Source organism: Pseudarthrobacter sp. J1738 (genome assembly GCF_050490315.1).
Taxonomy (GTDB): Bacteria; Actinomycetota; Actinomycetes; order Actinomycetales; family Micrococcaceae; genus JBNPEO01.
Genome location: NZ_JBNPEO010000017.1, coordinates 1 through 23,948 on the forward strand (window position 1 = coordinate 1; position 23,948 = coordinate 23,948).

17 protein-coding genes, 1 tRNA gene and 2 rRNA genes are annotated in these 23,948 nt (G+C 58.7%); 9 read left to right on the plus strand and 11 right to left on the minus strand.

What is annotated here, in order from left to right:
- Positions 1-400: transposase (locus ACQR35_RS14375; RefSeq protein WP_430270434.1), on the minus strand; the 400-nt coding region annotated here is incomplete at its 3' end.
- A 118-nt stretch (positions 401-518) separates the two neighbouring features.
- Here ACQR35_RS14375 and ACQR35_RS14380 point away from each other — a divergent pair.
- A complete protein-coding gene (locus ACQR35_RS14380) occupies positions 519-1,361 on the plus strand; it encodes a site-specific integrase (RefSeq protein ID WP_430270435.1) in 843 nt (280 codons plus the stop codon).
- Between the two features lie 105 nt (positions 1,362-1,466).
- Here ACQR35_RS14380 and ACQR35_RS14385 read toward each other — a convergent pair.
- Both ACQR35_RS14385 and ACQR35_RS14390 read right to left on the minus strand, forming a co-directional pair.
- Positions 1,467-1,540, minus strand: a tRNA-Thr gene (locus tag ACQR35_RS14385).
- A gap of 161 nt (positions 1,541-1,701) precedes the next feature.
- Complete coding sequence (locus ACQR35_RS14390) at positions 1,702-2,598, minus strand: DsbA family protein (RefSeq protein WP_430270436.1); 897 nt, start codon at positions 2,596-2,598, stop codon at positions 1,702-1,704.
- Between the two features lie 257 nt (positions 2,599-2,855).
- Here ACQR35_RS14390 and ACQR35_RS14395 point away from each other — a divergent pair, with 257 nt between their 5' ends.
- The 5 genes from ACQR35_RS14395 (at position 2,856) to ACQR35_RS14415 (ending at position 9,541) form a co-directional block, all read left to right on the plus strand.
- Positions 2,856-4,265: an alpha,alpha-trehalose-phosphate synthase (UDP-forming) gene (locus ACQR35_RS14395; protein ID WP_430270450.1), complete on the plus strand. Its 1,410-nt coding sequence runs from the start codon at positions 2,856-2,858 to the stop codon at positions 4,263-4,265.
- Positions 4,255-5,049 (plus strand): trehalose-phosphatase, encoded by a 795-nt coding sequence (otsB, locus tag ACQR35_RS14400; protein WP_430270437.1) that lies wholly within the window; start codon positions 4,255-4,257, stop codon positions 5,047-5,049. The genes ACQR35_RS14395 and otsB overlap by 11 nt, the downstream gene beginning before the upstream one ends.
- A gap of 199 nt (positions 5,050-5,248) precedes the next feature.
- On the plus strand, positions 5,249-6,331 hold the full coding sequence (locus ACQR35_RS14405; RefSeq protein WP_430270438.1) for an ABC transporter ATP-binding protein: 1,083 nt from the start codon (positions 5,249-5,251) through the stop codon (positions 6,329-6,331).
- A gap of 134 nt (positions 6,332-6,465) precedes the next feature.
- Positions 6,466-8,133, plus strand: a complete 1,668-nt coding sequence (locus ACQR35_RS14410) for a family 20 glycosylhydrolase (RefSeq protein ID WP_430270439.1) — start codon at positions 6,466-6,468, stop codon at positions 8,131-8,133.
- Between the two features lie 4 nt (positions 8,134-8,137).
- Positions 8,138-9,541 carry a DUF4032 domain-containing protein gene (locus ACQR35_RS14415; RefSeq protein WP_430270440.1) on the plus strand — a complete coding sequence of 468 codons (1,404 nt, stop codon included), beginning with the start codon at positions 8,138-8,140 and terminating at the stop codon, positions 9,539-9,541.
- On the opposite strand, the gene ACQR35_RS14420 is transcribed toward ACQR35_RS14415, so the two are convergent.
- The 4 genes from ACQR35_RS14420 to ACQR35_RS14435 form a co-directional block, all read right to left on the minus strand.
- The gene (locus ACQR35_RS14420) at positions 9,538-11,400 is read right to left on the minus strand and encodes a glycoside hydrolase family 13 protein (RefSeq protein ID WP_430270441.1); all 1,863 of its coding nucleotides are present in this window, start codon (positions 11,398-11,400) and stop codon (positions 9,538-9,540) included. The two genes, ACQR35_RS14415 and ACQR35_RS14420, sit on opposite strands and share 4 nt — an antisense overlap.
- A gap of 2 nt (positions 11,401-11,402) precedes the next feature.
- Positions 11,403-12,344, minus strand: coding sequence for a sugar ABC transporter permease (locus tag ACQR35_RS14425; RefSeq protein WP_430270442.1), 942 nt, complete (start codon positions 12,342-12,344; stop codon positions 11,403-11,405).
- The gene (locus tag ACQR35_RS14430; RefSeq protein WP_430270443.1) at positions 12,344-13,999 is read right to left on the minus strand and encodes an ABC transporter permease subunit; all 1,656 of its coding nucleotides are present in this window, start codon (positions 13,997-13,999) and stop codon (positions 12,344-12,346) included. The genes ACQR35_RS14425 and ACQR35_RS14430 overlap by 1 nt, the downstream gene beginning before the upstream one ends.
- 105 nt (positions 14,000-14,104) lie before the next feature.
- Positions 14,105-15,403 carry a sugar ABC transporter substrate-binding protein gene (locus ACQR35_RS14435; RefSeq protein WP_430270444.1) on the minus strand — a complete coding sequence of 433 codons (1,299 nt, stop codon included), beginning with the start codon at positions 15,401-15,403 and terminating at the stop codon, positions 14,105-14,107.
- A gap of 209 nt (positions 15,404-15,612) precedes the next feature.
- On the opposite strand from ACQR35_RS14435, the gene ACQR35_RS14440 reads away from it, so the two are divergent.
- From ACQR35_RS14440 to ACQR35_RS14450, 3 genes are read left to right on the plus strand one after another with little or no spacing between them, the layout of a single operon-like run.
- Positions 15,613-17,367, plus strand: coding sequence for a glycoside hydrolase family 13 protein (locus tag ACQR35_RS14440; RefSeq protein WP_430270445.1), 1,755 nt, complete (start codon positions 15,613-15,615; stop codon positions 17,365-17,367).
- Positions 17,368-17,386: 19 nt separating this feature from the next.
- Positions 17,387-18,406, plus strand: a complete 1,020-nt coding sequence (locus tag ACQR35_RS14445) for a LacI family DNA-binding transcriptional regulator (protein WP_430270446.1) — start codon at positions 17,387-17,389, stop codon at positions 18,404-18,406.
- 49 nt (positions 18,407-18,455) lie between these two features.
- Entirely contained in the window at positions 18,456-19,820 is a 1,365-nt protein-coding gene (locus ACQR35_RS14450) for a TIGR01777 family oxidoreductase (protein ID WP_430270447.1), read from the plus strand.
- An 18-nt stretch (positions 19,821-19,838) separates the two neighbouring features.
- Here the strand turns inward: ACQR35_RS14450 and ACQR35_RS14455 are convergent, their stop codons facing one another.
- From ACQR35_RS14455 to ACQR35_RS14470, 4 genes are all read right to left on the minus strand, one after another.
- Positions 19,839-21,197 (minus strand): FAD-binding oxidoreductase, encoded by a 1,359-nt coding sequence (locus ACQR35_RS14455; protein ID WP_430270448.1) that lies wholly within the window; start codon positions 21,195-21,197, stop codon positions 19,839-19,841.
- Entirely contained in the window at positions 21,194-21,700 is a 507-nt protein-coding gene (locus tag ACQR35_RS14460; RefSeq protein ID WP_430270449.1) for an SRPBCC domain-containing protein, read from the minus strand. Before ACQR35_RS14460 ends, ACQR35_RS14455 begins: the two co-directional genes overlap by 4 nt.
- Before the next feature lie 329 nt (positions 21,701-22,029).
- Positions 22,030-22,146: ribosomal RNA gene (gene rrf / locus ACQR35_RS14465) — 5S ribosomal RNA — on the minus strand.
- Between the two features lie 267 nt (positions 22,147-22,413).
- Positions 22,414-23,948: ribosomal RNA gene (locus ACQR35_RS14470) — 23S ribosomal RNA — on the minus strand; the annotation flags it as partial.

Genomic DNA, 23,948 nt, shown 5'->3' on the forward strand with positions numbered 1-23,948 from the left:
ATCCCTCCAGCGGTAATACGAGGACCGTGGAACACCGAGTTTCCGGCACATGAACGCGATCTTCTCTCCAGCGTTCTCCTCCTGCTGAACAAGGCGGTAGAAGTCTTCTACCGTTGCTCTTTGGCGATAGATGCGCTGAAACTTTTTTTAGGAATTCGTTCTCCCGTTCCACTTCACGTAACCGGATTTCCATCGCCTTGTACTTCGCTGCATCAACCGGGGTGTCCGGTGTTCGGGCGCCGCCAGTCTCGCCTTCACGGTCGAGCCTGATCCAGCGTTTGAGAGCGGTCAGGGAAACGCCAAGCTCAACGGCTACCAGAGCTAATGGCCGGCCAGAGGAACTAGCCAACGCAACAGCATCAGCCTTGAACTCATCAGAATAGGTGGGTCGAGAAGACATGAGAACAATCCTTTCAAAGACTGTCTCAGATCAGTAGTACACCTCATACTCCTACTGCATCACGAAGTACATAGCCCCGGCGATCGGTTCAATTCGGATTGGCGAGGCATCCTCGGGCGTGATCGATCACTTCATTCGAAAAGTCGTCGAAGATGTGGGGCCTTCAACGGCGAGGAGCTGCGGGGCCGTGCTGTCTTGGATGTTCAAGGTGGCCTTGCGCCACGATGCTGTCACTGTCAATCCTGTCATCGGGATATCGATCCCTCGCAACAAGAAGGCGAAGCCCCAAGGCCTCACCGCTGAACAATATCAAGATCTGCGCGGCAAGCTCATCGAATGGGAACAGACGCCCGCCCTCGGCAGGCCGCGTTCACACGAACTACATGAGATCGCGGACTTCCTCATCCACACCGGGCTCCGCCCTGGCGAGTTCTTTGCCCTCCACTGGGACGACGTCAAACTGGACGCAGCTCCGCCGACGGTGTTTATCAATGCAACCGTCATCCGAACAAGCACGGGCGGCGTAAGGATCCAGGATCATCCGAAGTCCCGGCACGGCGTACGCCGAGTAACAGCCCCTGAATTTCTGGTGAAGCAACTTCAGATCCGGCAGAAACGCCAAAAGGAAAGCGGCTCGCCGAATCCGATGAATTTGATCTTTCCATCGTCCACAGGGACCATTTGCGATCCGAACAACATCGGCAAGATCTGGCGCAAAGCCTCCGATGCCATCGGATATGAGTGGGTCACATTCAGGACTCTCAGGAAATCAAGCGCAACTCTGATTGCCAGAACGATGGGACCCGAAGCCGCCGCATATCAGCTCGGCCATTCCAAGGTCTCGATGACGCAGGAGCACTACATTGAGGAGTATCAGGAAGCCTTGGACACCAGGGCGGTCATGGACGCGTTCAGCCCCAAGGAAGAGCCGTCACCGACCGATCCAGACGATGAAAAGTAACGAAAATCGAGACCCATTATGGCGTGTTTATGGCGTGTTAAGTTGAAAATGGCCCCTTTCGGGGCCATTCTCACATCCAAAATCCCTGTAAATCCGGGCTTTTTGGGCCCCCTATCGGATTCGAACCGATGACCCCCGCTTTACAAGAGCGGTGCTCTGGCCAACTGAGCTAAGGAGGCGTTTCCAGTGGACCGTCTCCGGCCCTGAAGGATTGCGCTTGCGCGCTAAACAAGGTTAGCGGAAGTCACCAGAGATCCCCAAAATGGGCATCCCCAAAGACGCCGATGGCCGGCGCTAGAAACAACAAGCCCGGCACCGGCCATCTCAACCAGAGAAGAATTTACTTCTTAGCGTCAACGATCTTCTGCAGGAACTCAGCGAAGTCAACCTTTGCGCTGTCGCCAATGCCCCACTGCTGACCGTCAACAAAAACGGTCGGGGTGCCGGTGACGCCAACGGCTGAAGCCAGCTGCGTTGTGTACTTCACGTACGGGCGGTAGGTCTTCTCGTCAACGCACTTGGAGATGTCTGCCGCTCCAACGTCTGTGGCAATGGACTTCAGCTTGCTGTCCGGCAAACCTGCGCTGCCTTCAGCCGGCTGCTGCTCAAAAAGTGCAGTGAAGAAGTCGCTGTACTTCTCAGGTGAGGAGTTGGCTACGCACGCTGCAGCGTTAGCCGCACGTGAGGAGTAGTTGGTGGTTGAGCTCTGGTCCAAGAAACCTAGGGCGCGGTATTCAACGGTGATCTTGCCGGCGTTGCGCAACTCGGTGAGCTTGGCACCATAGGTCTTCTCAAAGTTGTTGCAGATCGGGCAGATGAAGTCGATGTAAGCCACAACCTTAACCGGTTTGCCAGCCACAGCCTCAACACCCGGAGCCTTAGCCGCAACGCCCTGGGTAGGTGCGGCCGTGGGAGCTGCGATGTCCGCAATGTTTACGGTGGCTGGGGCCGACTTTACGACGTCGGTCTTGGCAGCCAAGGTGACGCCGCCGTACACATTGCCGTTTGCCGGCGTCGGTCCCTGATCGGCGATGGGGGCGTTATTGCGAATGTTGGTGCTCACAATGACAGCAACAACGGCGATGATGGCTACAACTGCAACTACAACACCCCAAATGGTCAGCTGTTTGGTCCGCTTGTCCTTCTTGAGCTGCTGCTCGCGAATTTCGCGGGCTTTCTCACGGGCAAGCGCCGTGCGTTCGGCCTTACTCAGGCGGGGTTCATTGGCTGAACTCATGATGTCCTCTAGTTCGTCGTGGCGTAAGCCGCGGAAATGGCAACTCGGCCATTTTAGGCGATGTATCCGAGTACTTCCCCGGCACAGGTCGCGAAAAGTCCTCGAAGGGCATTGCAGCGGCAGTACAGCTAGGGTGGAGACAGAGCCACAATTAACCCCAGGGGGTAACGATGAGCACTAAGATCTCAGATCAAGATGAGGCCGTAGAAGGCGCCAAAGCTGCCAAACCGCTGCAGCAAGAGGGCGACTATGACTTTATGGTGGTGTCCAACCGCCTGCCAGTTGACCGCGTCAGCAATCCCGAAGGTACCGCCAATGACACATGGCGGCGATCGCCCGGGGGTCTAGTCACGGCACTGGCACCGATGATGACCAAGTCCGACGGCGCGTGGGTAGGCTGGCATGGCGCCCCGGATGAGACGGTGGAGCCTTTCTCCCACGACGGTATGGATCTGATCCCCGTTGCGCTGACTACCGCAGAAGTTGAGCTGTATTACGAAGGCTTCTCTAACGCGACGCTGTGGCCGCTGTATCACGACGTGATTGCGCCCCCGGAGTTTCACCGTACATGGTGGGATTCGTACCAAAAGGTGAATCAAAAGTTCGCCGACGCCACAGCTGCCCGCGCGGCGAAAGGCGCAACGGTATGGGTGCAGGATTACCAGTTGCAGCTAGTCCCTAAGATGCTGCGCCAAGCCCGCCCGGATCTGAGAATTGGTTTCTTCAACCACATCCCCTTCCCTCCGCCGGAGATCTATGCGCAACTTCCGTGGCGTCAGGCGATTATTGACGGCCTCCTGGGTGCAGACCTGTTGGGCTTCCAGCGTCCCAGCGATGCTGGCAACTTTATGCGCTCGGCACGGCGTTTCCTTGGCGCGAGTGTTAAGCAGCAACAAGTGCACGTTAAGGGTCCTAATGGCGCAACAACCCACATTGCCCGCGCTCAGGCGTTCCCTATTTCCATTGCCGTTGAGCAAATCAATGAGCTGGCTCGCGATCCAAAGATTCTGGAGCGCGCCCGGCAGATCCGCCACGATCTGGGCAATCCGAAGACCATTCTCTTGGGTGTTGACCGCCTGGATTACACCAAGGGCATCCGGCACCGGCTCAAGGCTTTCGAGGAACTCCTGCAGGACGGCAAGCTCTCCGTGGAGGACGCCTCACTGATTCAGGTGGCGAGCCCTAGCCGCGAGCGCGTGGAGCAGTACCGGCTATTGCGGGAGGAAATCGAAGGCACCGTGGGTCACATTAACGGCACCTATGACACCATCCAGAACACTGCCATCCGCTATTTGCATCACAGCTACCCCATCGAGGAAATGGTGGCGTTGTACCTAGCTGCAGACGTGATGCTGGTGACTGCTTTGCGTGACGGTATGAACTTGGTGGCCAAGGAGTACGTCACGGCGCGCACCGAGAACACTGGGGCCCTGGTGCTCAGTGAATTTGCGGGCGCTGCTGATCAGCTCAAGCAGGCCATTTTGGTGAACCCGCATGACATCGATTGGCTCAAGGATTCGATTATGCGCGCCGTGGAGATGACTCCCCGTGAGGCTTCAAAACGGATGAAGTCCATGCGTAAGCAGATCCTTGACCACGACGTTGAGCACTGGTCCCGCAGTTTCCTCGAAGCCCTTGATGAGAAAGTAATTCGCGATGACAGCTAAGCCAACGCTCTCCCCGGAAATTCTCGCGGCCATCACCAAGGTGGCCAGTACCGGTCACCTTTTGGTGGCTATGGATTTCGACGGCGTCCTCTCACCTTTGGTGGACCGGGCCGACGATGCGAGGCCGCTGCCAGAGTCGGCGGCAGCCATGGAAGCCCTCTCGCGCTTGGACAGTACAACGACGGCGATGATCTCTGGGCGTGCGCTAGCGAGTTTGCGCGCTGCCGCGTCCCCCGCTGCCGCGACTCTTCTGGTGGGCAGCCACGGGGCGGAAGCCTGGCTGGGTGAGGCTGCCCCGCCGCTGACTCTGGACGCAGACCAGCAGGCCGCTCTGAACCAGGTCCGCACGGTTTTGCATGACATTTCAGCCTTGGCGCCTGGCACGGTTTTGGAAGAAAAGCCTGCCGGGATTGTGCTGCACACGCGCATGGCTGCCGATGATGTTGCTGAAGACGCTGTAACTGCCGCGAAGGAAGTTCTGCACAAGGTTCCTGGTGTTTACCTTCAAGATGGCAAGCGCGTTTTGGAAGTCACGGTGGTCCGCGCGCACAAGGGCGAGGGTCTAGCCTTTTTGCGCCAAGCCACTGACGCCACGGCCGTGGTGTTCGCCGGTGATGACGTTACCGACGAGGACGCTTTCGCGGTGCTGGTGGGCGAGGACGTTGGAATCAAGGTGGGCTACGGCTTTACACAGGCCGAGTTTCGAGTGGAGTCCCCGACGGACGTTTCGGTGTTCCTCGAGGCTCTGTTCGAGGCGCGGGCAGCTCACCTCAAAGGCGCCTAAACTGGTCTTGGCGTAATAAATGCGCCACGTGCCTGATTTGTCTGGCATACTCAACTTGTGATGTGGCGCACATCCTCGTGCGGCATCACTTGCGTCTGTCCTTCGGGGCAGCGTTTGCACACCTAGTGTGCATAACTAAATAATCACCATTCACTACGGATCGTTCGGCACGTACCTGCCGATGAAGGGATTGATAACTGTGGCTACAGTTACTTTTGATAACGCTACGCGTCTGTACCCGGGCACAGAGAAGCCCGCTGTTGACAAGCTCAACATCCAGATCGCCGACGGCGAATTCTTGGTTCTCGTTGGACCCTCCGGTTGCGGTAAGTCCACCTCGCTGCGTATGCTCGCCGGCCTTGAGGACGTCAACGCAGGCCGCATCCTGATCGGCGATCGTGACGTCACTGACGTTCCGCCGAAGGACCGCGACATTGCCATGGTTTTCCAGAACTACGCTTTGTACCCGCACATGACCGTTGCTGACAACATGGGCTTCGCCCTGAAGATCGCCGGTGTTTCCAAGGAAGAGCGCGCCGAGCGTGTTCGCGAAGCTGCAAAGCTCTTGGACCTCGAGCAGTACTTGGACCGCAAGCCGAAGGCACTCTCCGGTGGTCAGCGTCAGCGTGTTGCTATGGGTCGCGCAATTGTTCGTAACCCTCAGGTCTTCCTTATGGATGAGCCGCTTTCCAACCTTGACGCCAAGCTCCGCGTTCAGACCCGTACGCAGATTGCGTCCTTGACCCGCCGCCTCGGTGTCACCACCGTTTACGTGACTCACGACCAGGTCGAGGCTATGACCATGGGTGACCGCGTTGCTGTCCTCAAGGACGGCCTCCTCCAGCAGGTAGACACCCCGCGCAACCTCTACGACCGCCCGCAGAACGTCTTCGTTGCAGGCTTCATCGGTTCCCCCGCCATGAACCTGCTCGAACTGCCCGTAGTAGACGGCGGCGTTCAATTCGGTGGCGCTGTTTACCCCGTACCGGCTGACGTTCTCCAGGACGCATCCGGCCGCACTGTCACCGTTGGTGCACGCCCTGAGGACCTCGAGATTGTTGGCGAGGGCGAGGGTATCTCCGTTGAAGCTGACGTTGTTGAAGAGCTCGGCGCAGACGCTTACGTTTACGGCCACACCACGATCGACGGCAAGAACCACGACATCGTTTGCCGTGTAGATGGTCGCCGTCCCCCGCTCAAGGGTGACGTTATCCACGTTCGTCCGCAGGCCGGTCACGTGCACCTCTTCGATTCCAAGACGGGCCTCCGTCTGGGCGACTAAGCACCCCCGTTCTCGGAAGAGAACAACTGCCTGAAGCAGAATTTAGTACGGCGGCTCTTCATCCGAAGGGCCGCCGTACTGATTTCACCGGCCAGACCTTATTGGCCGAATTTGATCAGTCTGGAGAAGACCGTATGTCCGTGCAGCTCACTCCCGTGCCCCTCGCGGCCACCCCCCTAAACGGCACGGTGGTTTTGGATTCGGCCACCCGGATCGAATTCGTACAGGACGCCCAGGGCGCTGCCGAGTTCTTGGCAGAATACTTACGCCGCGGCACACGCTGGCCAGTTCCCGCCACCGCAGACAACAAGCAATCATCGGGCCCGGTGATCCGTTTTGTGGTTTCGGAACCAGTTGCCGACGGTTCAGCACCCAACAACGCAATGCTCGACGCCGGCACAACAGCCACGCTGTTCGCGCACGAAGAGTCTTATCAACTGCGCGTTGAAGGCACCGAGATACTCGTCGCCGCCACCACTGCCGCAGGCTGGTTCTGGGCCGTGCAGTCCTTGCGCCAACTGCTCCCCGCAACTCTTGAAACAGCTGTAGCCCTTGGTGAACCCACAGCCGGAGAAACACCGGCCCGTAAAAAAACGGCCGCCCAATCAATGGCGGCCGTAACCATCAACGCCGTCGAAATTCTTGACGCTCCCCGATTCGCCTACCGGGGAATTATGTTGGACCTGGCCCGCAGCTTTCTGACGGTTCCCCAGATCAAACACCAGTTGGACGTGATGGCCAGCTTCAAGTTCAACGTCCTTCACCTTCACTTGAGCGATGACCAAGCGTGGCGGATCCACATCAACAACCCGGCCCCCAACCCCAGCGGACTCGACTTTGAAGCACTGAGCCGTGTTGGCGGCCCGGGCGCGGTGAACACTCCGGGCTGGGGACTTAGCCCAGGCATCGGCGGGTTTTTGACCCAAGATGATTACAGCGAAATCGTGGCCTATGCCGCGGGGCTGCACATCGTCGTCGTACCGGAAATTGATGTTCCGGGCCACGTGAACGCCGCCCTTGCGGCGTTACCGGCGCTGAACCCGGACGGCGTAGCCAAAGCCATGAACACTACCGGCGAGGTTGGCTACTCCACACTGGATGCGCAGAACCCGCTCACCCGCGTTTTTGTGCAGGAAGTGTTTGCCCAGCTCGCCAAGATCACCCCGGGGCCGTACCTTCACATTGGCGGGGATGAAGCGCACGTGACCAGCAAAGAGGACTACCTGTCTATGGTCACCGACTTCGCCGCGCTTGGTGCAGAGTCCAAGACTGTCATCGGTTGGAACGAATACGCTCAGGCGCAACTGCCCGAGGGTTCGGTCATCCAGTTCTGGCACGGGGATCAGACTGAGGTTTTGCGTCAGATCAACACCAACGGCGCAAAGCTGATTATGTCTCCCGGGGCGGGCAGCTACCTAGACCAGAAGTACGTTTCGGAAGATCCCATTGGGCTTGAGTGGGCAGCAATGGGAGACTGGTACGCCTATTACGGTTGGGAGCCTGTCCTCGATGGCGTGGCCGAGAGCTCTGTGCTCGGGATTGAGGCGCCCTTGTGGAGCGAGACGGTTCGTGGCGCCGATCAAGCCAATTGGCTCATCTACCCGCGGGCCATTGCCATTGCCGAGCTGGCCTGGAGCGCCGAGTCACAACGCAACGCGCAGGACTTTGCGGCACGTCTGGGTGGCCTGGGGCAACGCTTGGTGAATCTAGACGTCACTTTTCATCCCAGCCCAAGCATTAGCTGGAATGCCCAACCTCGCGATCCGTTCGCAAACGAAACCTCCGCGAACAGGGAAGAATAAGAACATGAGTGAAGAGAACCTTGGCGGCGACGCACTGTGGCTCAACGAGCCCACCGACTATGGTCAGGTCGGCAAGCTGCCGCGATTTGTGGCAGCGAGCGCTGATGACGACAAGCCCGCGCCGTTGTCCGGCTCGCTGAGCATCACTTCAGCTTCCACCGAGCCCGAGCTCCTTGAACTGCCGTGGCACATCGCTTTGGAGCAGTGGCCGCAAGAGTACTTGGCCGCGCTCCCCCGCGGTATTTCCCGGCACGTGGTTCGCTTCGCTCACATGGCCGGCTCGGTGATTGCCATCAAGGAAACTTCCGAGCATGTTGCCCGCCACGAGTATCACATGCTCCGTAAGCTGGCGCGCTTGGATGTTCCTTGTGTGGAACCCGTTGCAGTTATTACCGGGCGCACCACTCCGGACGGCAAACCGCTGAACCCGGTCCTGGTGACTCGGCACTTGAAGTTCTCCATGCCGTACCGTGCACTGTTCTCCCAGATGCTCCGTAAGGACACCCTCACCAGGCTCATCGACGCACAGGCGCTGCTCCTGGTTCGCTTGCACCTTGTGGGCTTCTATTGGGGCGACGTTTCCCTTTCTAACACCCTGTTCCGCCGCGATGCCGGTGCTTTTGCCGCCTACCTTGTGGACGCCGAGACGGGCGAGCTGTACCCAGACCTGTCCACCGGGCAGCGCGAATATGACCTGGAGATTGCACGCGTCAACATCGCCGGGGAGCTGATGGACTTGCTCGAAGGTGAACTGATCGACGAGAACGTTGACCCAGTGGCCACGAGCGAGCTCATTATGGATTCTTACCGGCGACTCTGGGCCGAGCTGACGGCCAAGGAATCCTTTGAACTTGGCCAGCGTTGGCGTGTAGGTGCGCGTGTGCGGCGCTTGAATGATCTTGGTTTTGACGTTGAAGAATTCGCCATCAAAACCACTGCCGACGGCGCCACCATCCAGCTCCAGCCAAAGGTTGTGGACGCTGGACACCACCAGCGCCGCCTGCTTCGACTCACCGGAATCGACGCGCAAGAGAACCAAGCACGCCGACTGCTCAACGACATGGACACCTACCGGGCGGACAACCACCCCGAGCTGGACGAAGAGATCAGCGCGCACGCCTGGGTGGGACACGTTTTTGAACCGATTGTCCGCTCCATCCCTCGTGAATTGGCCGGAAAGCTCGAGCCGGCCGAGGTGGTTCACGAAGTACTCGAACACCGTTGGTACATGTCCGAGGAGCTGAACCGTTACGTGCCACTGGCAGAAACGGTTCAGTCCTACTTGGACAATGTGTTGCGGCATCGCCGTGATGAGGCAGCGATTATGTTGAACCCAGACTCGGACATGATCAAGCTTTTGACGCTCGACGGCGAAGGTGAGTCAGACGACGAAGAGGACGATTTCTAGTTCTCAACGCCCGGCAGGGTCCACACCGCTGCCGCCAAGGACTCGGTCCGGAGCTTGAGTGTTCCGGTAGCCGGGTCCTTAGTCGCGGTGATGGTCCCAGCGCTGAAGGCTGGTGCCGCTTCAAGTGCCGTTAGCTGCGCTTGGCTGAGCACCGTAGTATCCAGCTCAATCTCTGAGGCGGCACGGGCCACGAGCACCAGCATGGCGGCGTCAACGCTTTCCCGAACGAAGCCCAACAAGTCGCCTTGGGCGTAGATCCAACGGATGCCACCCTCGGTCAGAACCGAGTGTTCACGCCGCAACTGGGTCAGAGCCGAGTAGTTTGCACGCAGATCATTGACTGTTACCGCAGGAGCTGGAAGTTCGGGCCATGGCATGGGAGTGCGGGACTCTTCGCCATTGAAACCCTTGAGCCCAAACTCGTCCCCGGCGAACATCACCGGAACACCTGGCATGGTGAACATCAGCACCGCGGCGAGACTCTGGCAGCCGTCGATCATCACCGTTGCGGCACGAGCCGTGTCATGGGTGTTCAGCGCATTCATGTTTTGACTGCGCACCGGCCAGCTGTAGTCGGACACAAGGTCCGCGTGGGTGGCCAAAAAGTCCTCGGCGTTGATCCGGTTGGCACCGGCGAGCGGGGTGCCAAAGAAGTTGACCTCCGGCGCATCAGTTGCCAGCCAAGACCAGAGCGGCCGGGTGAAATTCGAGTAGGTCATAGCACCTTGCCAGTGCTCGCCGTCGAAGTCCGGTGCGGCGTCAGAGGTTGATTCTGCAAGGAGCGCTGCGTTCGGATTAATCTCCCGAACACGGTTAGCGATGAGCCGAGCAACCTCATGGTTGACGTCAATGGACCCCAAACGTCCGGTCATGTTGCCAACATCGATTCGCCAGCCGTCCAAGTTGAACGGTGGTTTCAGCCAGCGAGCCACTACGGAATCGTCATCCAAAACAAAACGACGCCGGAGCGCCTCAGAGGACCAGTTGAGCTTGGGCAGTGACGGGACACCCCACCACGACTCGTACTTGGTGTGGTCCGCGTTGAAGTAGTAGTAGCCGGCCTCTTCAGAGTTCGGCTCTGCGAGCGCTTTAACGAACCACTCGTGGGCGGCGCCCGAGTGGTTGGCAGTGAGGTCACCCATCACCCGAATTCCGCGGGCGTGAGCTGCCTCCACAAGGTCCACAAGGGCCTGGTCCCCGCCAAGCAGCGGGTCCACCGCGGTGAACGTTGAAGCGTCGTATCGGTGGTTGGAGCGTGCCGGGAAAAACGGGGTGAGGTAAACAATGTCCGCACCGAGGCTCTGGATGTGGTCCAGCTTCTCGGTAATACCGGGCAGGTCTCCGCCGTAGAACTGGTAGGAGGTTTGTGGGCCGGTCCCTTGCACCGGGGTGTTCCATGCGCAGGCGATGGCCCAATCCGGGGTGGGGTGAGTGTCAGCCTGGGCGGAACGGGCGTACCGGTCCGGGAAGATTTGGTACAACGTGGACCGGTGCAACCATTCGGGAGCTGCGTTGAAGGCCGTGACGCGGAAGTCCGAATAGTCCGAAACGTCCCGGCTGAACAGGCCCTCTGCGTTCAGGCTCCAGTAGCGGCCGTCCGCCTCGATGAAAAAGCGGTAGTGGGCCACCGGGTTGACCACGAGCATTTGGCCTTCCCACCATGCCCAACCATCTGCATCGCTGGTTTTGGTGGCCTCGTTATAGCGCGGCTCACCATCCTGGACTGATCTGATCCAGATACGCGTCGTCGTGCCCCATGCTTGCGGAACTCGAATTCGGAGTCTGGTCGGCTGCCCCAGAACTATGGGCTCCGGAACGTAAAGTGTTGATCCATCGTGATGCGGTTGGACAATAAGCATGCTCAGCCTTTCACGCCTCCAGCGGTCAGGCCGGAGACGATGTATTTCTGGAGGAACAGGAACAATGCCATCACCGGGATGGCTGCAATCACGGCCCCAGCGGCGAATACACCCCAGTTCTCGGAGCGCTGCTGGGCAACATATGAGTACAAACCTACGGCAAGTGTTTGGCTTTCCGGCTCTGTGAGCACAACGCTGGCAATAACGAACTCACTCGAAATTCCAATAAACGCCAGGAGCCCCACCACGGCGAGGATCGGTGTCACCAGGCGCAGGATGATTCCGAAGAAAATCTGAACGTGACTGGCGCCGTCGATCTTTGCTGCCTCATCCAAGGACTGCGGCACGGTGTTGAAGAAGCCGTACATCAAGTAGGTGTTCACACCGAGCGCACCGCCGAGGTAGACCATAATCAGACCAAGCTGGCTGCCCAGGCCGAGCGCCGGAATGACGTCTGAGATGCCACTGAGGAGCAAAAAGATTGCGACGACGGCAAGCAGCTGCGGGAACATCTGCAGCAAAAGCAAAGAGAGCAAACCGATTCGGCGGCCCTTGAAGCGCATCCGAGAGAAGGCGTAAGCGGCCATCGCACCCAAAAAGACGGTAGCTGCGGAGGTCACAACACCGATGACGAGGGTGTTGATAAACCACCGGCCAAAGGGACGCGAAGTATCGCTGAATAGTGCTGTGAAGTTTCCGAAGTCGATCTTGCTGAAGAGTCCGCTCGAGCCCACCAGGGTTCCGTTAGAGTTCAACGCCGCCGAGAGGACGTAGAGCAAAGGGAAGACCGCGAAAATGGTGGTGACAACACCCACCAGGTGACGCCATCCTTTGTCTTTAAACCAAACCCCGAAGCTCCGCCGCCGTGGGGCAAGATGTGCCCATCCGGCGTCGTTATTGTTGATGGTGTCCGTGTCCAGAGTCCGTGCTGTTGGCTGGTTCATTAGTTCACGTCCTCGAGTGCTTTGGTCTGCTTGAAGCTGATGGCCGAGATGGTGGCCACGATGATAAAGATGATGATTGCCAAGGCGCTTGCCAAACCGTAGTCACGGCCCGTGCCCTGTCCGAATGCCACCTTGTACACCAGGGTGATCAGAATGTCCGTGGATCCAATGTCTCGGTCCGTGTCCGCGAATCGCGGCCCACCGCCGGTCAGCATGTAAATAACGTTGAAGTTATTGAAGTTGAAGGCGAAGGAGGAGATCAGCAGCGGTGCCACTGAAACCAGGAGCAGCGGCAACTTGATGGAGCGGAAAACGCGCCAAGCTGAGGCGCCGTCCATACGTGCTGCTTCGTCCAGTTCCGAGGGCAAGGACTGCAAAGCGCCGGTGCAAACCAAGAACATGTACGGGAAACCGAGCCAGAGGTTCACTACCAAAACGCTGATTTTGGCCAGGAATGGGTCAGTGAGCCAGCCGATGTTCGCCCCGCCCAGCAAGGTTTGGTTGAGCCATCCGAATTCGGGGTTCAAAATGCCGGACCACACAAGCCCGGAGAGGAACGCTGGGAATGCATAGGGCAGGATCATCAGAATGCGGTAGACCTTTTTGCCGCGGAGGTCTTCACGGTTGAAGGTGATCGCCAAAAACAGGCCCATCACAAAGGTCAGGATGACTGAGGCAATGGAGAAGGTGAAGGTCCACAGGATCACGCCGAGCAGAGGTCCTTGCAGGCTTGGATCGGTGAAGGCCTTGACGAAGTTGGCCATTCCAACATCGATCTTCCAACCCGTGGTGAGAGTCTTGCCGGTTTTATCCGCGAAGGCGCCCTTGCCGTTGTCCGTGTACACAGCACCTGATTCGGTGTCCGTGAAGGTGTCCTTGGCCTTGTCATAGTTCAGCGCCGGCTTGAATTGGTAAGCAGTACTGCCGTCTGCGGTGCGGAGGGTGCCGTCTGCTGCGTTGCTGGAAACCGGAACGGAGATCTTGAGAATCTCCTGCTGGTTGGCCACGATCTCCTGGAACTTCAAGGTGGAGTACCCGGGCAGGGAGTTTGCCTTACCGGTGCCGTCCTTGCCGGCATCACTTTCTTCGGTCAAGGGCTGGCCGGTGCTGCCGAGCTCCACCTTGCCGGTGGGGTCAGTGAACAGAAGGTAGAAGTTGTTGTCCTTGGTCAGGACTGAAGTCTTGTACGCGGGAGAATCCGGTACACGTTTTTGGGCGGTGAGTTGAATCGCCGCAATGGCGTCCTCTTTGGTGCTGTTGTGACCGTCGCCGTAGTTGGTGAAAGCGATGTAACCGCTGAAGAACACCACAAGAACTTGGAACACCAGCAAAAAGAGCACACCTGGCGCAAGGTACTTGGCCGGTAGCCCACCCTTTCGCAGGTAGATCCAGTTGATCGCCAGGACCACTATCGCCGAGATGGCTAGGGCTCCCCAGGACTGGCTGAGGAAGAGCATCATCAAGACGTAAACGGCGAAGGCGTCAACGAGGCCCAGCAGAATAATTTTGATGAGGGTTCCCTTGAGCGAATCGCCGCCGAAGCGCTGCCGCGCCCCTTGGCCTAAAGTTTGATTCTTCTCCGCTGCTGATCTCCGTGAAGATACGGGATCAGGGGCGTTCTCTGATGACTTAGGGACAAGATCTGGCTGTGGCATAACGGGGTTCGATCCTCGAAAGAAGAGTGGTTGGCAAGCTGCCCGGGTGGCAACTGCGTTGGCAGTTTGCACCCGGGCAGCATTGTTAAGACTGTCGGCGCGGTATTAGCCGCCGATCTTGGCCTTAATGCTCGCGGCCATCTTGGTCCAAGCCTCTGTTGGGTCGGCCTTGCCCTTGATGATGGCAAGCTCGGTTGCTCCCCAGTCGGCCCAAACTGCAGACATTTCGGGGATGGCCGGCATGGGAACGCCGTTGGCGCCGATCTTGCCGAACGCTGCCACTACGGGGTCACTCGATGCCTTCTCGAAGGATGCCTTCAATGCCGGCGGACGGCCGCCTGCCTTGAACATGGAGTCCTGAGCAGCCTCTGAGGTCAAGTAGTTGGTGACGAACTCGTTCGTAGCCAAGGCGTTGGCGCTCTTCGCGCTGATGAAGAAGCCGTTGACGCCAATGAACGGCTGAGCGGGAGAGCCGCCGGCAGTGGGGAGTTCGTCCACCGCAAACTTGATGCCCTTCTTCTGTACGTCCGGCACGTTCCAAGGACCCGTGAGGTAGTACGGGGACTGACCGGCAAGGAACTTCTCCTTAGCGATGTCACCGGTGATGTTGGAGTTGATGATCTTCTCGCCAGCGTCACCCCACTGGGCCAGCTTCTTAGCGAAGGCGATGCCTGCGGCGTCGCCGATCAACAGCTGCTTGGCGTCGTAACCGCCGTCGGCAGCCTTACCGAAGACCTGAGAACCCATCGAAGACTGCAAGGGGTACAGGTGGTACGGGTCGCCCTGCTTGGGGTCCATACCTACCAAGAAGGCGTACTTTGCCTTGCCTGCAGCCACTGCCTTCTGGCCGTTGGCAACTACCTCATCCAAGGTGGCAGCCTTAGCGTCCACAATGGCGGTGTTGCGCAGCAGAGCAATGTTTTCCACTGCGTACGGGACACCGTAAAGGGAACCGTTGTAGCTCATGGCCTTGATGGAGGAATCCTGGAAGCCTGCAGCCTTGTCACCGAGTTCAACGGGTGCAATCACACCGTTTTGGACGAACTTACCGATCCAGTCGTGCGGGCCAACAATCAGGTCCGGGCCCTTTCCGGTGGGAACCTGGGTGATGAAGTCATCGCGAACTGCTGCGAAGTCCTTGATCACAAGCTTCACTTCGATGCCGGTGTCTGCCTTGAACTTCTCGGTGATCTCTTTCAACGCCGGTGAACGCTCAGCATCGACCCACATGGTGATGGTGCTGGCGCCGGCGGTTTTGAGGTCAGCCTTAGGAGCAGCGGTGTTTGTTGCGGGGGTGGATCCGCCGCCACAGGCGCTCAGGGCCACGGCCGAGAACAAGGAGAGCGCGCCGGTCGCAAAGACGCGGCGGCTGGTTTGTGTCGAGAGGATGTTGTTCACCGTCATTGGTGTCCTTCCAGAATTCTGCTTCCACCGCTACGGCCTGAGGGCCAGGTGGCATCGTCGGTGATGTGTATCACAACTGTAAACGCTTCCATCACGTGCCGTCAACTGAGTGCAGGCGCCAACGAGATTTCCGCGAAATCCCGCGAAAATAACGAACTCAATGTTGGAAACGCTTTCATTTTTGGGGTGCCATCTCCTACGATGGGCCTATGTCTGTTGACTCCCTACTCGCCACCTCGGCTCCTAGCCTCGGTGAGCTCACGCCACTGCACAGCGCTTCTTCCGCCCACGAATGGTGGCGTTCAGCCGTGATCTACCAGATCTATCCGCGCTCTTTCCGCGACCTCAACGGGGACGGGATCGGCGATCTGGCCGGCATCACCACCGGGCTCCCCCAGCTGGCCGAGTTGGGCGTGGACGCTGTGTGGCTCTCGCCGTTCTACCGCTCCCCACAACGTGACGCCGGATACGACGTGAGCGATTACTGCGACGTTGATCCGCTCTTCGGCAACCTCGCAGACTTCGACACTCTGATTGCCGAAGCCAAGCGCCTCGGCTTGCGAGTCATCGCAGACCTGGTCCCGAACCACTGCTCGGACCAGCACGTGGCCTTCCAAGCAGCGCTGACCGCCCCGGCTGGCAGCACCGAGCGGGACATGTTTATCTTCCGCGACGGCAAAGGCACCACCGGCGAACTGCCCCCGAACAACTGGCAGTCACACTTTGGCGGACCGGCATGGACCCGCATCACCGAAGGTAATGGCGAGCCCGGCCAGTGGTACCTGCACCTCTTTGATTCCTCTCAGCCTGACTTCAACTGGGACAACCCAGCAGTTCACGCAGAGTTCGAGCGGGTTCTGCGTTTTTGGCTGGACCGCGGCATCTCCGGATTCCGGGTGGATGTTGCCCACGCATTGGTCAAAGCCGCTGGTCTTCCTGACTGGGGAGGCCGCGCGGATGGCAACTCCATGCCCGGGTTCCCCGGCCAGGATGCACCAATGTTCGGCCAAGCGGCCCTGCACGACATCTACCGTTCATGGCGGAAGATCCTTGAAGAGTACGGCCCGGACCGGATCCTTTGCGCCGAGGCCAACGTTGACCCACTCCCGCGCCTGGCGCAGTGGGTGCGGCCGGACGAAATGCACCAGGCCTTCAACTTCCCGTTCCTTCACGCCGGACTGGACCTAAGCCGCTTGCGTCAGGTGGTCTCGGATTCCCTGACCGCCCTTGATGATGTGGGTGCGCCGAGCACTTGGGTGCTGTCCAATCACGACGTCGTCCGTCACGCCACGCGTTTCGGTTACAACGGTGCCGGCCCGCGAGATGGCGATGGAATTGGCCCTAACGATCCGCAACCGGACGAGACTCTGGGACGTCAGCGTGCCGCGGCGGCCACTGCTTTTATGCTCGGTTTGCCGGGCGGCGCTTACCTGTACCAAGGCGAAGAACTTGGTTTGCCGGACGCCATCAACATTCCGGGCGGACTGCGCCAGGACCCCACTTTCGCTCGCACGGGCGGGGCGAGGATCGGCCGCGACGGTTGTCGCGTGCCGCTGCCTTGGCGCGCTGGTGAACTGCACGCTGGTTTCGGTGACGGGGCTGAGCCGTGGCTGCCGCTGCCTGACTCTTGGAACTCGCTGGCGCGGGACACACAAGAGTTAGATCCGGCGTCGCACTTGAATTTTTACCGCGAAATGTTGGCGCTGCGAGCCTCCTTGGGCTTGGGCCAGGGTTCGCTGGCATGGGCCGAAGATTTCTGCACTGAAACCTCCCTCGCCTACGTGAACGGCAGCACCCTGGTCATTATCAACCTCGGTGAGGAAACGCTGGTCTTGCCCGAGGGCGAGGTTTTGTTGCGCTCACACCAGGGGCGCGGCGATGATGCGCAGACGGCGTCACAAGAAGTGGGAACTGAGCCGGAAGCACTAGGCTCTTCAGAGGCCATTTGGCTTCGAATAAGCTGATTTCTTTTCAGGAGCAACCATGACCGGCATCAAGGACGTAGCCGAACGGGCGGGGCTTTCGGTAGCCACCGTTTCGCGCGCCCTGAGCGGCAAGGGCAACGTCTCGGCCGCAAGCCGGGAACGCGCACGTGCCGCTGCAGCCGAGCTCGGTTTTGTGGCTTCGTACCATGCCTCGAGTTTGGCTTCTGGCCGCACTCACAACGTGGGTCTGATGGTGCCCTCGGTTCACCGGTGGTTTTACTCCGCCGTGATCGAGGGCGCCTCAGCCGCGCTCCTGGAGGCCGGCTATGACCTCACTTTGTACAACATTGGCGAGGACCCGCAGCGCCGCCACAGTGTGTTAAATGACTTCCTCCTGCGCAAGCGGGTGGACGCAGTGATCGCTGTGTCCTTGGAACTTAATCAGGACGAGATCGGGCAGCTATTAGCGGTTCACCGGCCCATTGTGGGCATCGGTGGTCCGCTACCGGGGGCCGCCACCATCCGGATTGATGACTTTGCCATTGCAGAGCAAGCCACCCACCACCTCATTACCTTGGGCCATAGCAAGATCGCGCACATGACCGCGGACGAAGTTTACGATCAAGACTTTCGCCTGCCGGGTACCCGCCGCGGTGGATTCGAAAAAGCAATGAACGACGCCGGATATCCGGTTCGTCCCGAATGGCTAGTTTCCGCTGACTTCACCATTGAAGGCGCATACGCCACTGCCCGGCAGTTCCTCGCTAGCATCCGGGAACGGCCTACCGCCGTTTTTGCCGCCTCGGATGAAATGGCCATTGGAATCATTGCTGCCGCGCGTGATTTTGGGCTACGAGTACCTGAGGATCTCTCGGTGATCGGCATCGACGGGCACAACCTTGGCAAACTATTTGGACTCACCACCATCGATCAAGATGCTCAAGGCCAAGGCGCTCTGGCCGTCCAAACCCTACTGACCGCAGTGAGTCAGCGGGAGGACATGGCAGCCAGCGACACTCGGCACCCCACCAAGCTCGTAGTTAGAACCAGCACTGCAGTGCCCCGGCGCGACTCCTAGTCCAATTTTTATGGATGATTCGTCCAGACTTCGCGGCTAACGTTGGGGTATGGGAATCACGCACTCGAGCACAGTTCCGGCACCAATTGACGAAGTTTTTGCTTGGCATTCCAGGCCCGGCGCTTTCACCCGCCTTGCGGCCCCGTGGCAACCAGTCCGGGTGCTTGAAGAAAGCACTTCACTGCGCGATGGCCAGGCAGTGATGGCACTACCGGGTGGGGTTCGTTTGCTGGCCAAGCACAACCCCAAAGGCTATGAACCGCCGTTGAAGTTTATGGATGAAATCGGCGGCGCCGGTTTTGCGTCGCTCAAAGTGGGCGCCGCCTTCCCTTGGCATCATTCGCACGAGTTTGCTGCACTCAATGACGCAACCACGCAGATGACCGACCGTGTGGAGACGCCCGCGAGTGCGCACTTCCTGCGACCCATGTTCATCTACCGGCACCGTCAGCTGGCCGAAGATCTGGCGGTCCATGCACGCGCTGCTGCGGCCGGTGTTAAGCCGCTCACCGTCGCTATGACAGGAGCCTCGGGAACAGTGGGCACGGCCTTGGCTGCATTCCTGAGCACTGGCGGCCACACAGTGGTGCGCTTAGTACGGCATCGGCCCAAAAACTCGCAGGAACGTCTCTGGGATCCAATGAACCCTGCCCCTGGACTACTTGATGGTGTGGACGCCGTTGTCCACCTCGCTGGCGAATCAATCTCCGGACGTTTTACAACAGCTCACAAAAATGCCATCCGGGACAGCCGAATTACGCCCACCCGCTTGCTCGCCGAGGCCGCAGCGGCTGCTTCTGCCGCTGGCGGTTTTGGACCCAAAACCATGGTGGTTGCCTCAGCGATCGGCTACTACGGCCCGGACCGGGGCGAAGAAGAGCTTACCGAAGACAGCTCCCGTGGCGAAGGGTTCCTCGCTGAAGTGGTGAGTGACTGGGAAGCGGCCACCCACCCGGCCAGTGAAGCTGGACTTCGTGTGGTTCAGGTTCGGACCGGGATTGTGCAATCCACGCGTGGCGGTGTTCTGAAACTCATGCGTCCCCTTTTTGAGGCGGGCGTTGGCGGCCGGGTAGGTTCTGGGCGTCAATGGTTCGCGTGGATCGATCTCGAAGACCTCATCGACACCTACCATCGTGCATTGACCGATCCGGCATTCTCCGGGCCAGTCAATGCTGTGGCACCACACGTCCTGCGCAATGGCGACTACGCCACAACGCTGGGCAAAGTACTGCACCGGCCAGCCGTTGTTGCTGTTCCCGGCTTTGGCCCCCGGCTGCTTTTGGGGAACGAAGGCGCTCTTGAACTAGCCGAAGCTAGCCAGAAGGTCCTACCAGCCAAGCTCCTTGCCGCAGGGCACAGCTTCCGCCGGCCCGAGCTTGAGGCTTCACTTCGTCACCAGTTGGGTCGGTTCTAGGCTGTCTGAAAGCGTTTGCTAGATTGCCTTGCCCGGGTTCAAGATCCCAGCGGGGTCAAAGAGTTCTTTGATCCGGCGCTGTATTTCGCGCACGGCTTCGGGCTGTTCTTGGCCAATCCAACGCAACTTGTACTGTCCAATACCGTGTTCGCCGGTAATAGTTCCACCCATTTCTAGCGCTACGGAAATTGACTCGTCTAGGGCCGCGTTGAGTCGAGTCACAGCCTGCGAATCGTCACGTTCATCCACCCAGAAGGTGGGGTGCAAATTGCCGTCTCCAGCGTGTGCCACCACTTTGAGTTGGACTTGGTTCTTCGCCGCCATCACTTCAAGGGCTGCAACATAATCAATAAGCCGTGATCGCGGCACAGCAACGTCTTCGCCCACCCGGAATTCGTCGTCGGTTTCTACACCGCGGCTATTACGTCGGAGCTCAACTAGTTGTTCTGCCTCAGCATTAGCTTCCGTACTGACAGTGGCACCGCCGGCGCGCAACACTTCACGGACCACTTCTGCTTCAGCGGCAGCACCAAAGCCGTCAGTCTGGATCAAAAGCAGGGCCTGGCCTCGTTCAGCGAGGGTAGAACCAAAGGTGTCGTCGAGCTGGCGCAAGGATCCGCCGTCGAGCAGTTCCATAATGGCTGGTTGGACGCGCGCTTTACCCACGGCCAGCACCCCTGCCGCGGCCATTGGGAAGTTGGGGTAGAACGCAGCGAGTGTGTGAACGTCACGGGGCAGGTACCGCAAGCGCACGGTAATTCCGACGACGATTCCCAGACTGCCCTCGGAACCCACCAAAAGACTGGTCAGGTCATAACCCACCACACCCTTAAACGTGTTTTTGCCTGTGTGGATCAGTGAACCGTCAGCCGTGACCACGTCCAAGGCCAAGACAGAGTCCCGGGTGACGCCGTATTTGGCACACCGCAACCCGCCGGCGTTGGTGGCGACGTTGCCGCCGATGGTGGACATTTTGAAACTTGCCGGGTCCGGCGCATACATCAGGCCGTAGGCGGCTACTGCTTCGTTGAGATCAGCGTTGATCACCCCGGGCTCAACAACGGCGATCTCGTCATCTGCGTGGACCGCCAATATACGGTTCATCTTTTCAAGGCTCAGCACAATGCAGCCGGCTGAGGCGTGGGCACCCCCAGAAACACCAGTGCCAGCGCCCCGTGGAACGATCGGCACACGGTGCTTGGCACAAAGCCGAACGATGTTTTGAACGTCTTCAACCGAGCCCGCCCAGACGACGGCTTGCGGTAAGTGGAAGTCGGTGACTGGCGCTTGATCAACGGCGTAGGTTTTTAGCTCTGTGGGGTCAGTTGAGAACTGTTCCGGGGCGAGTACGGCACTGAGTTCTTCGAGAAATGTCACTTCTGGTCTCCTTTGGTGCCAACCGTTGCCGGGCCACCCATAAAACGAACAAATGCTGCCAAGACAACCGGCCAGCCCTTGAGGTAGCTCTCCCGCTCCGTCTGTGGGTCTTCCACTCCTTCAAAGCCGAGGTGGGTGACGCGCACTTCCGTACCTTTCTCCAGCGGACGGAAAGCCACAATGATCTCCGAGGACCACACGGCCGACTTACCCGGATGCCACACCGCACGGAAATTCAGCGGCGGCTGCCAATCATCGATGCTCCCCCACACGTTGGTCCTGCCGTCGTCGGCGGTTTCCAGAATGAGGTTCTCTTCAAACTCAACGTGGCTGTCTTCTCCGTACACACCGAACTCGGCCAGCGGCCACCACAAATGAGTGTGCTCGGTAAATCCAATAAATGCCTGGGCAACCGGGGCGCCTACGGTGACCTCGGTAATAACCGGGTCCAACTCTTCGGCTGGTTCTTGCGGGCCAGGTGCATGGCTAAAGATGTTTTCCACACTTGTACTTTACCCACACCGAATCAGAACACCGTCGAGTGGGTGGGTGATGCTGTTTAGAACCACCTCTAAGGGCCGTTTTCTGCCCGTTCGGGATATGAACTAACAGAGGTTTTGTCCTGGCCGGGCGGAGCGCTGGGGTTTTAGGGGTGCCGGCTTGCGGGTGAGGGTATCAAGGGCGCTGGCTTCGGGGTTTTAGGAGGGGATTTAGGGATGCTGACTCCGGGGTTCCAGGGCCGGCGTCGAGTGGGCCGGGTTGGGCGAGTGTGTGGTTGTTAAAGTAGTAAAGCCCCGTACCTGTGGGGTGCGGGGCTTTACTATGAATGGTTGTCCGGCGGTGTCCTACTCTCCCACACCCTCCCAGGTGCAGTACCATCGGCGCTGTGGGCCTTAGCTTCCGGGTTCGGAATGGGACCGGGCGTTTCCCCCACGCTATGACCGCCGTAACCCTTTGACCCTGTCCCCCAACCATGTGGTGGGGCGGGTAGTCTTTGGTTACAACAATAGTGGATAAACCATGGGCAAACACGTGGTGTGTTTGTTACTGGTTCCTGTATTTTGTTGTGTATTTTGTTGTGTTTTTTTGTTCCCTGTTCAATAACAGCCTCCCCTGGGTGTGACCAGGTTTGGTGTTGTTGTTTGGGAACCACATAGTGGACGCAAGCAGTCTTGTTCTCTTTACCCAACACAACCCACAAGTGGGGGGTGTTGGTGTGGTGTAAGTTATCGGCCTATTAGTACCGGTCAGCTTCACGAGTCTTTAGTCCCCGCTTCCACATCCGGCCTATCAACCCAGTGGTCTGGCTGGGGGCCTCTCACACACAAGGTGTATGGAAATCTCATCTTGAAGCAGGCTTCCCGCTTAGATGCTTTCAGCGGTTATCCCATCCGAACGTAGCTAATCAGCGGTGCACTTGGCAGTACAACTGACACACCAGAGGTTCGTCCGTCCCGGTCCTCTCGTACTAAGGACAGCCCTTCTCAAATTTCCTGCGCGCGCAGCGGATAGGGACCGAACTGTCTCACGACGTTCTAAACCCAGCTCGCGTACCGCTTTAATGGGCGAACAGCCCAACCCTTGGGACCTACTCCAGCCCCAGGATGCGACGAGCCGACATCGAGGTGCCAAACCATGCCGTCGATATGGACTCTTGGGCAAGATCAGCCTGTTATCCCCGAGGTACCTTTTATCCGTTGAGCGACGGCCATTCCACAATGTACCGCCGGATCACTAGTCCCGACTTTCGTCCCTGCTTGAGATGTCTCTCTCACAGTCAAGCTCCCTTGTGCACTTACACTCGACACCTGATTGCCAACCAGGCTGAGGGAACCTTTGGGCGCCTCCGTTACTTTTTAGGAGGCAACCGCCCCAGTTAAACTACCCATCAGGCACTGTCCCTGACCCGGATTACGGGCCGAAGTTAGATGTCCAAAGTGACCAGAGTGGTATTTCAACGATGACTCCACAACAACTAGCGTCGCTGCTTCACAGTCTCCCACCTATCCTACACAAGCCACTCCGAACACCAATACCAAACTATAGTAAAGGTCTCGGGGTCTTTCCGTCCTGCTGCGCGTAACGAGCATCTTTACTCGTACTGCAATTTCGCCGAGTTTATGGTTGAGACAGCGGGGAAGTCGTTACTCCATTCGTGCAGGTCGGAACTTACCCGACAAGGAATTTCGCTACCTTAGGATGGTTATAGTTACCACCGCCGTTTACTGGGGCTTAAATTCTCAGCTTCGCCCTTACAGGCTAACCGGTCCTCTTAACCTTCCAGCACCGGGCAGGAGTCAGTCCGTATACATCGTCTTGCGACTTCGCACGGACCTGTGTTTTTAGTAAACAGTCGCTTCCCCCTGGTCTCTGCGGCCCCGATCCCCTCCCACCAGCAAGTGGTGTTCAAGGTTGGGGCCCCCCTTCTCCCGAAGTTACGGGGGCATTTTGCCGAGTTCCTTAACCATAATTCTCTCGATCGCCTTAGTATTCTCTACCTGATCACCTGTGTCGGTTTGGGGTACGGGCGGCTAAAACCTCGCGTCGATGCTTTTCTCGGCAGCATAGGATCACTGAATCCCCCCATACGGGAGTCCCATCAGATCTCAGGCACCATGAATGGCGGATTTGCCTACCATTCGCCCTACATCCTTAGACCGGGACAACCATCGCCCGGCTCAGCTACCTTCCTGCGTCACACCTGTTAATACGCTTACCTCCTAGGATCAGGTCCCACGCCGCACACCCGGT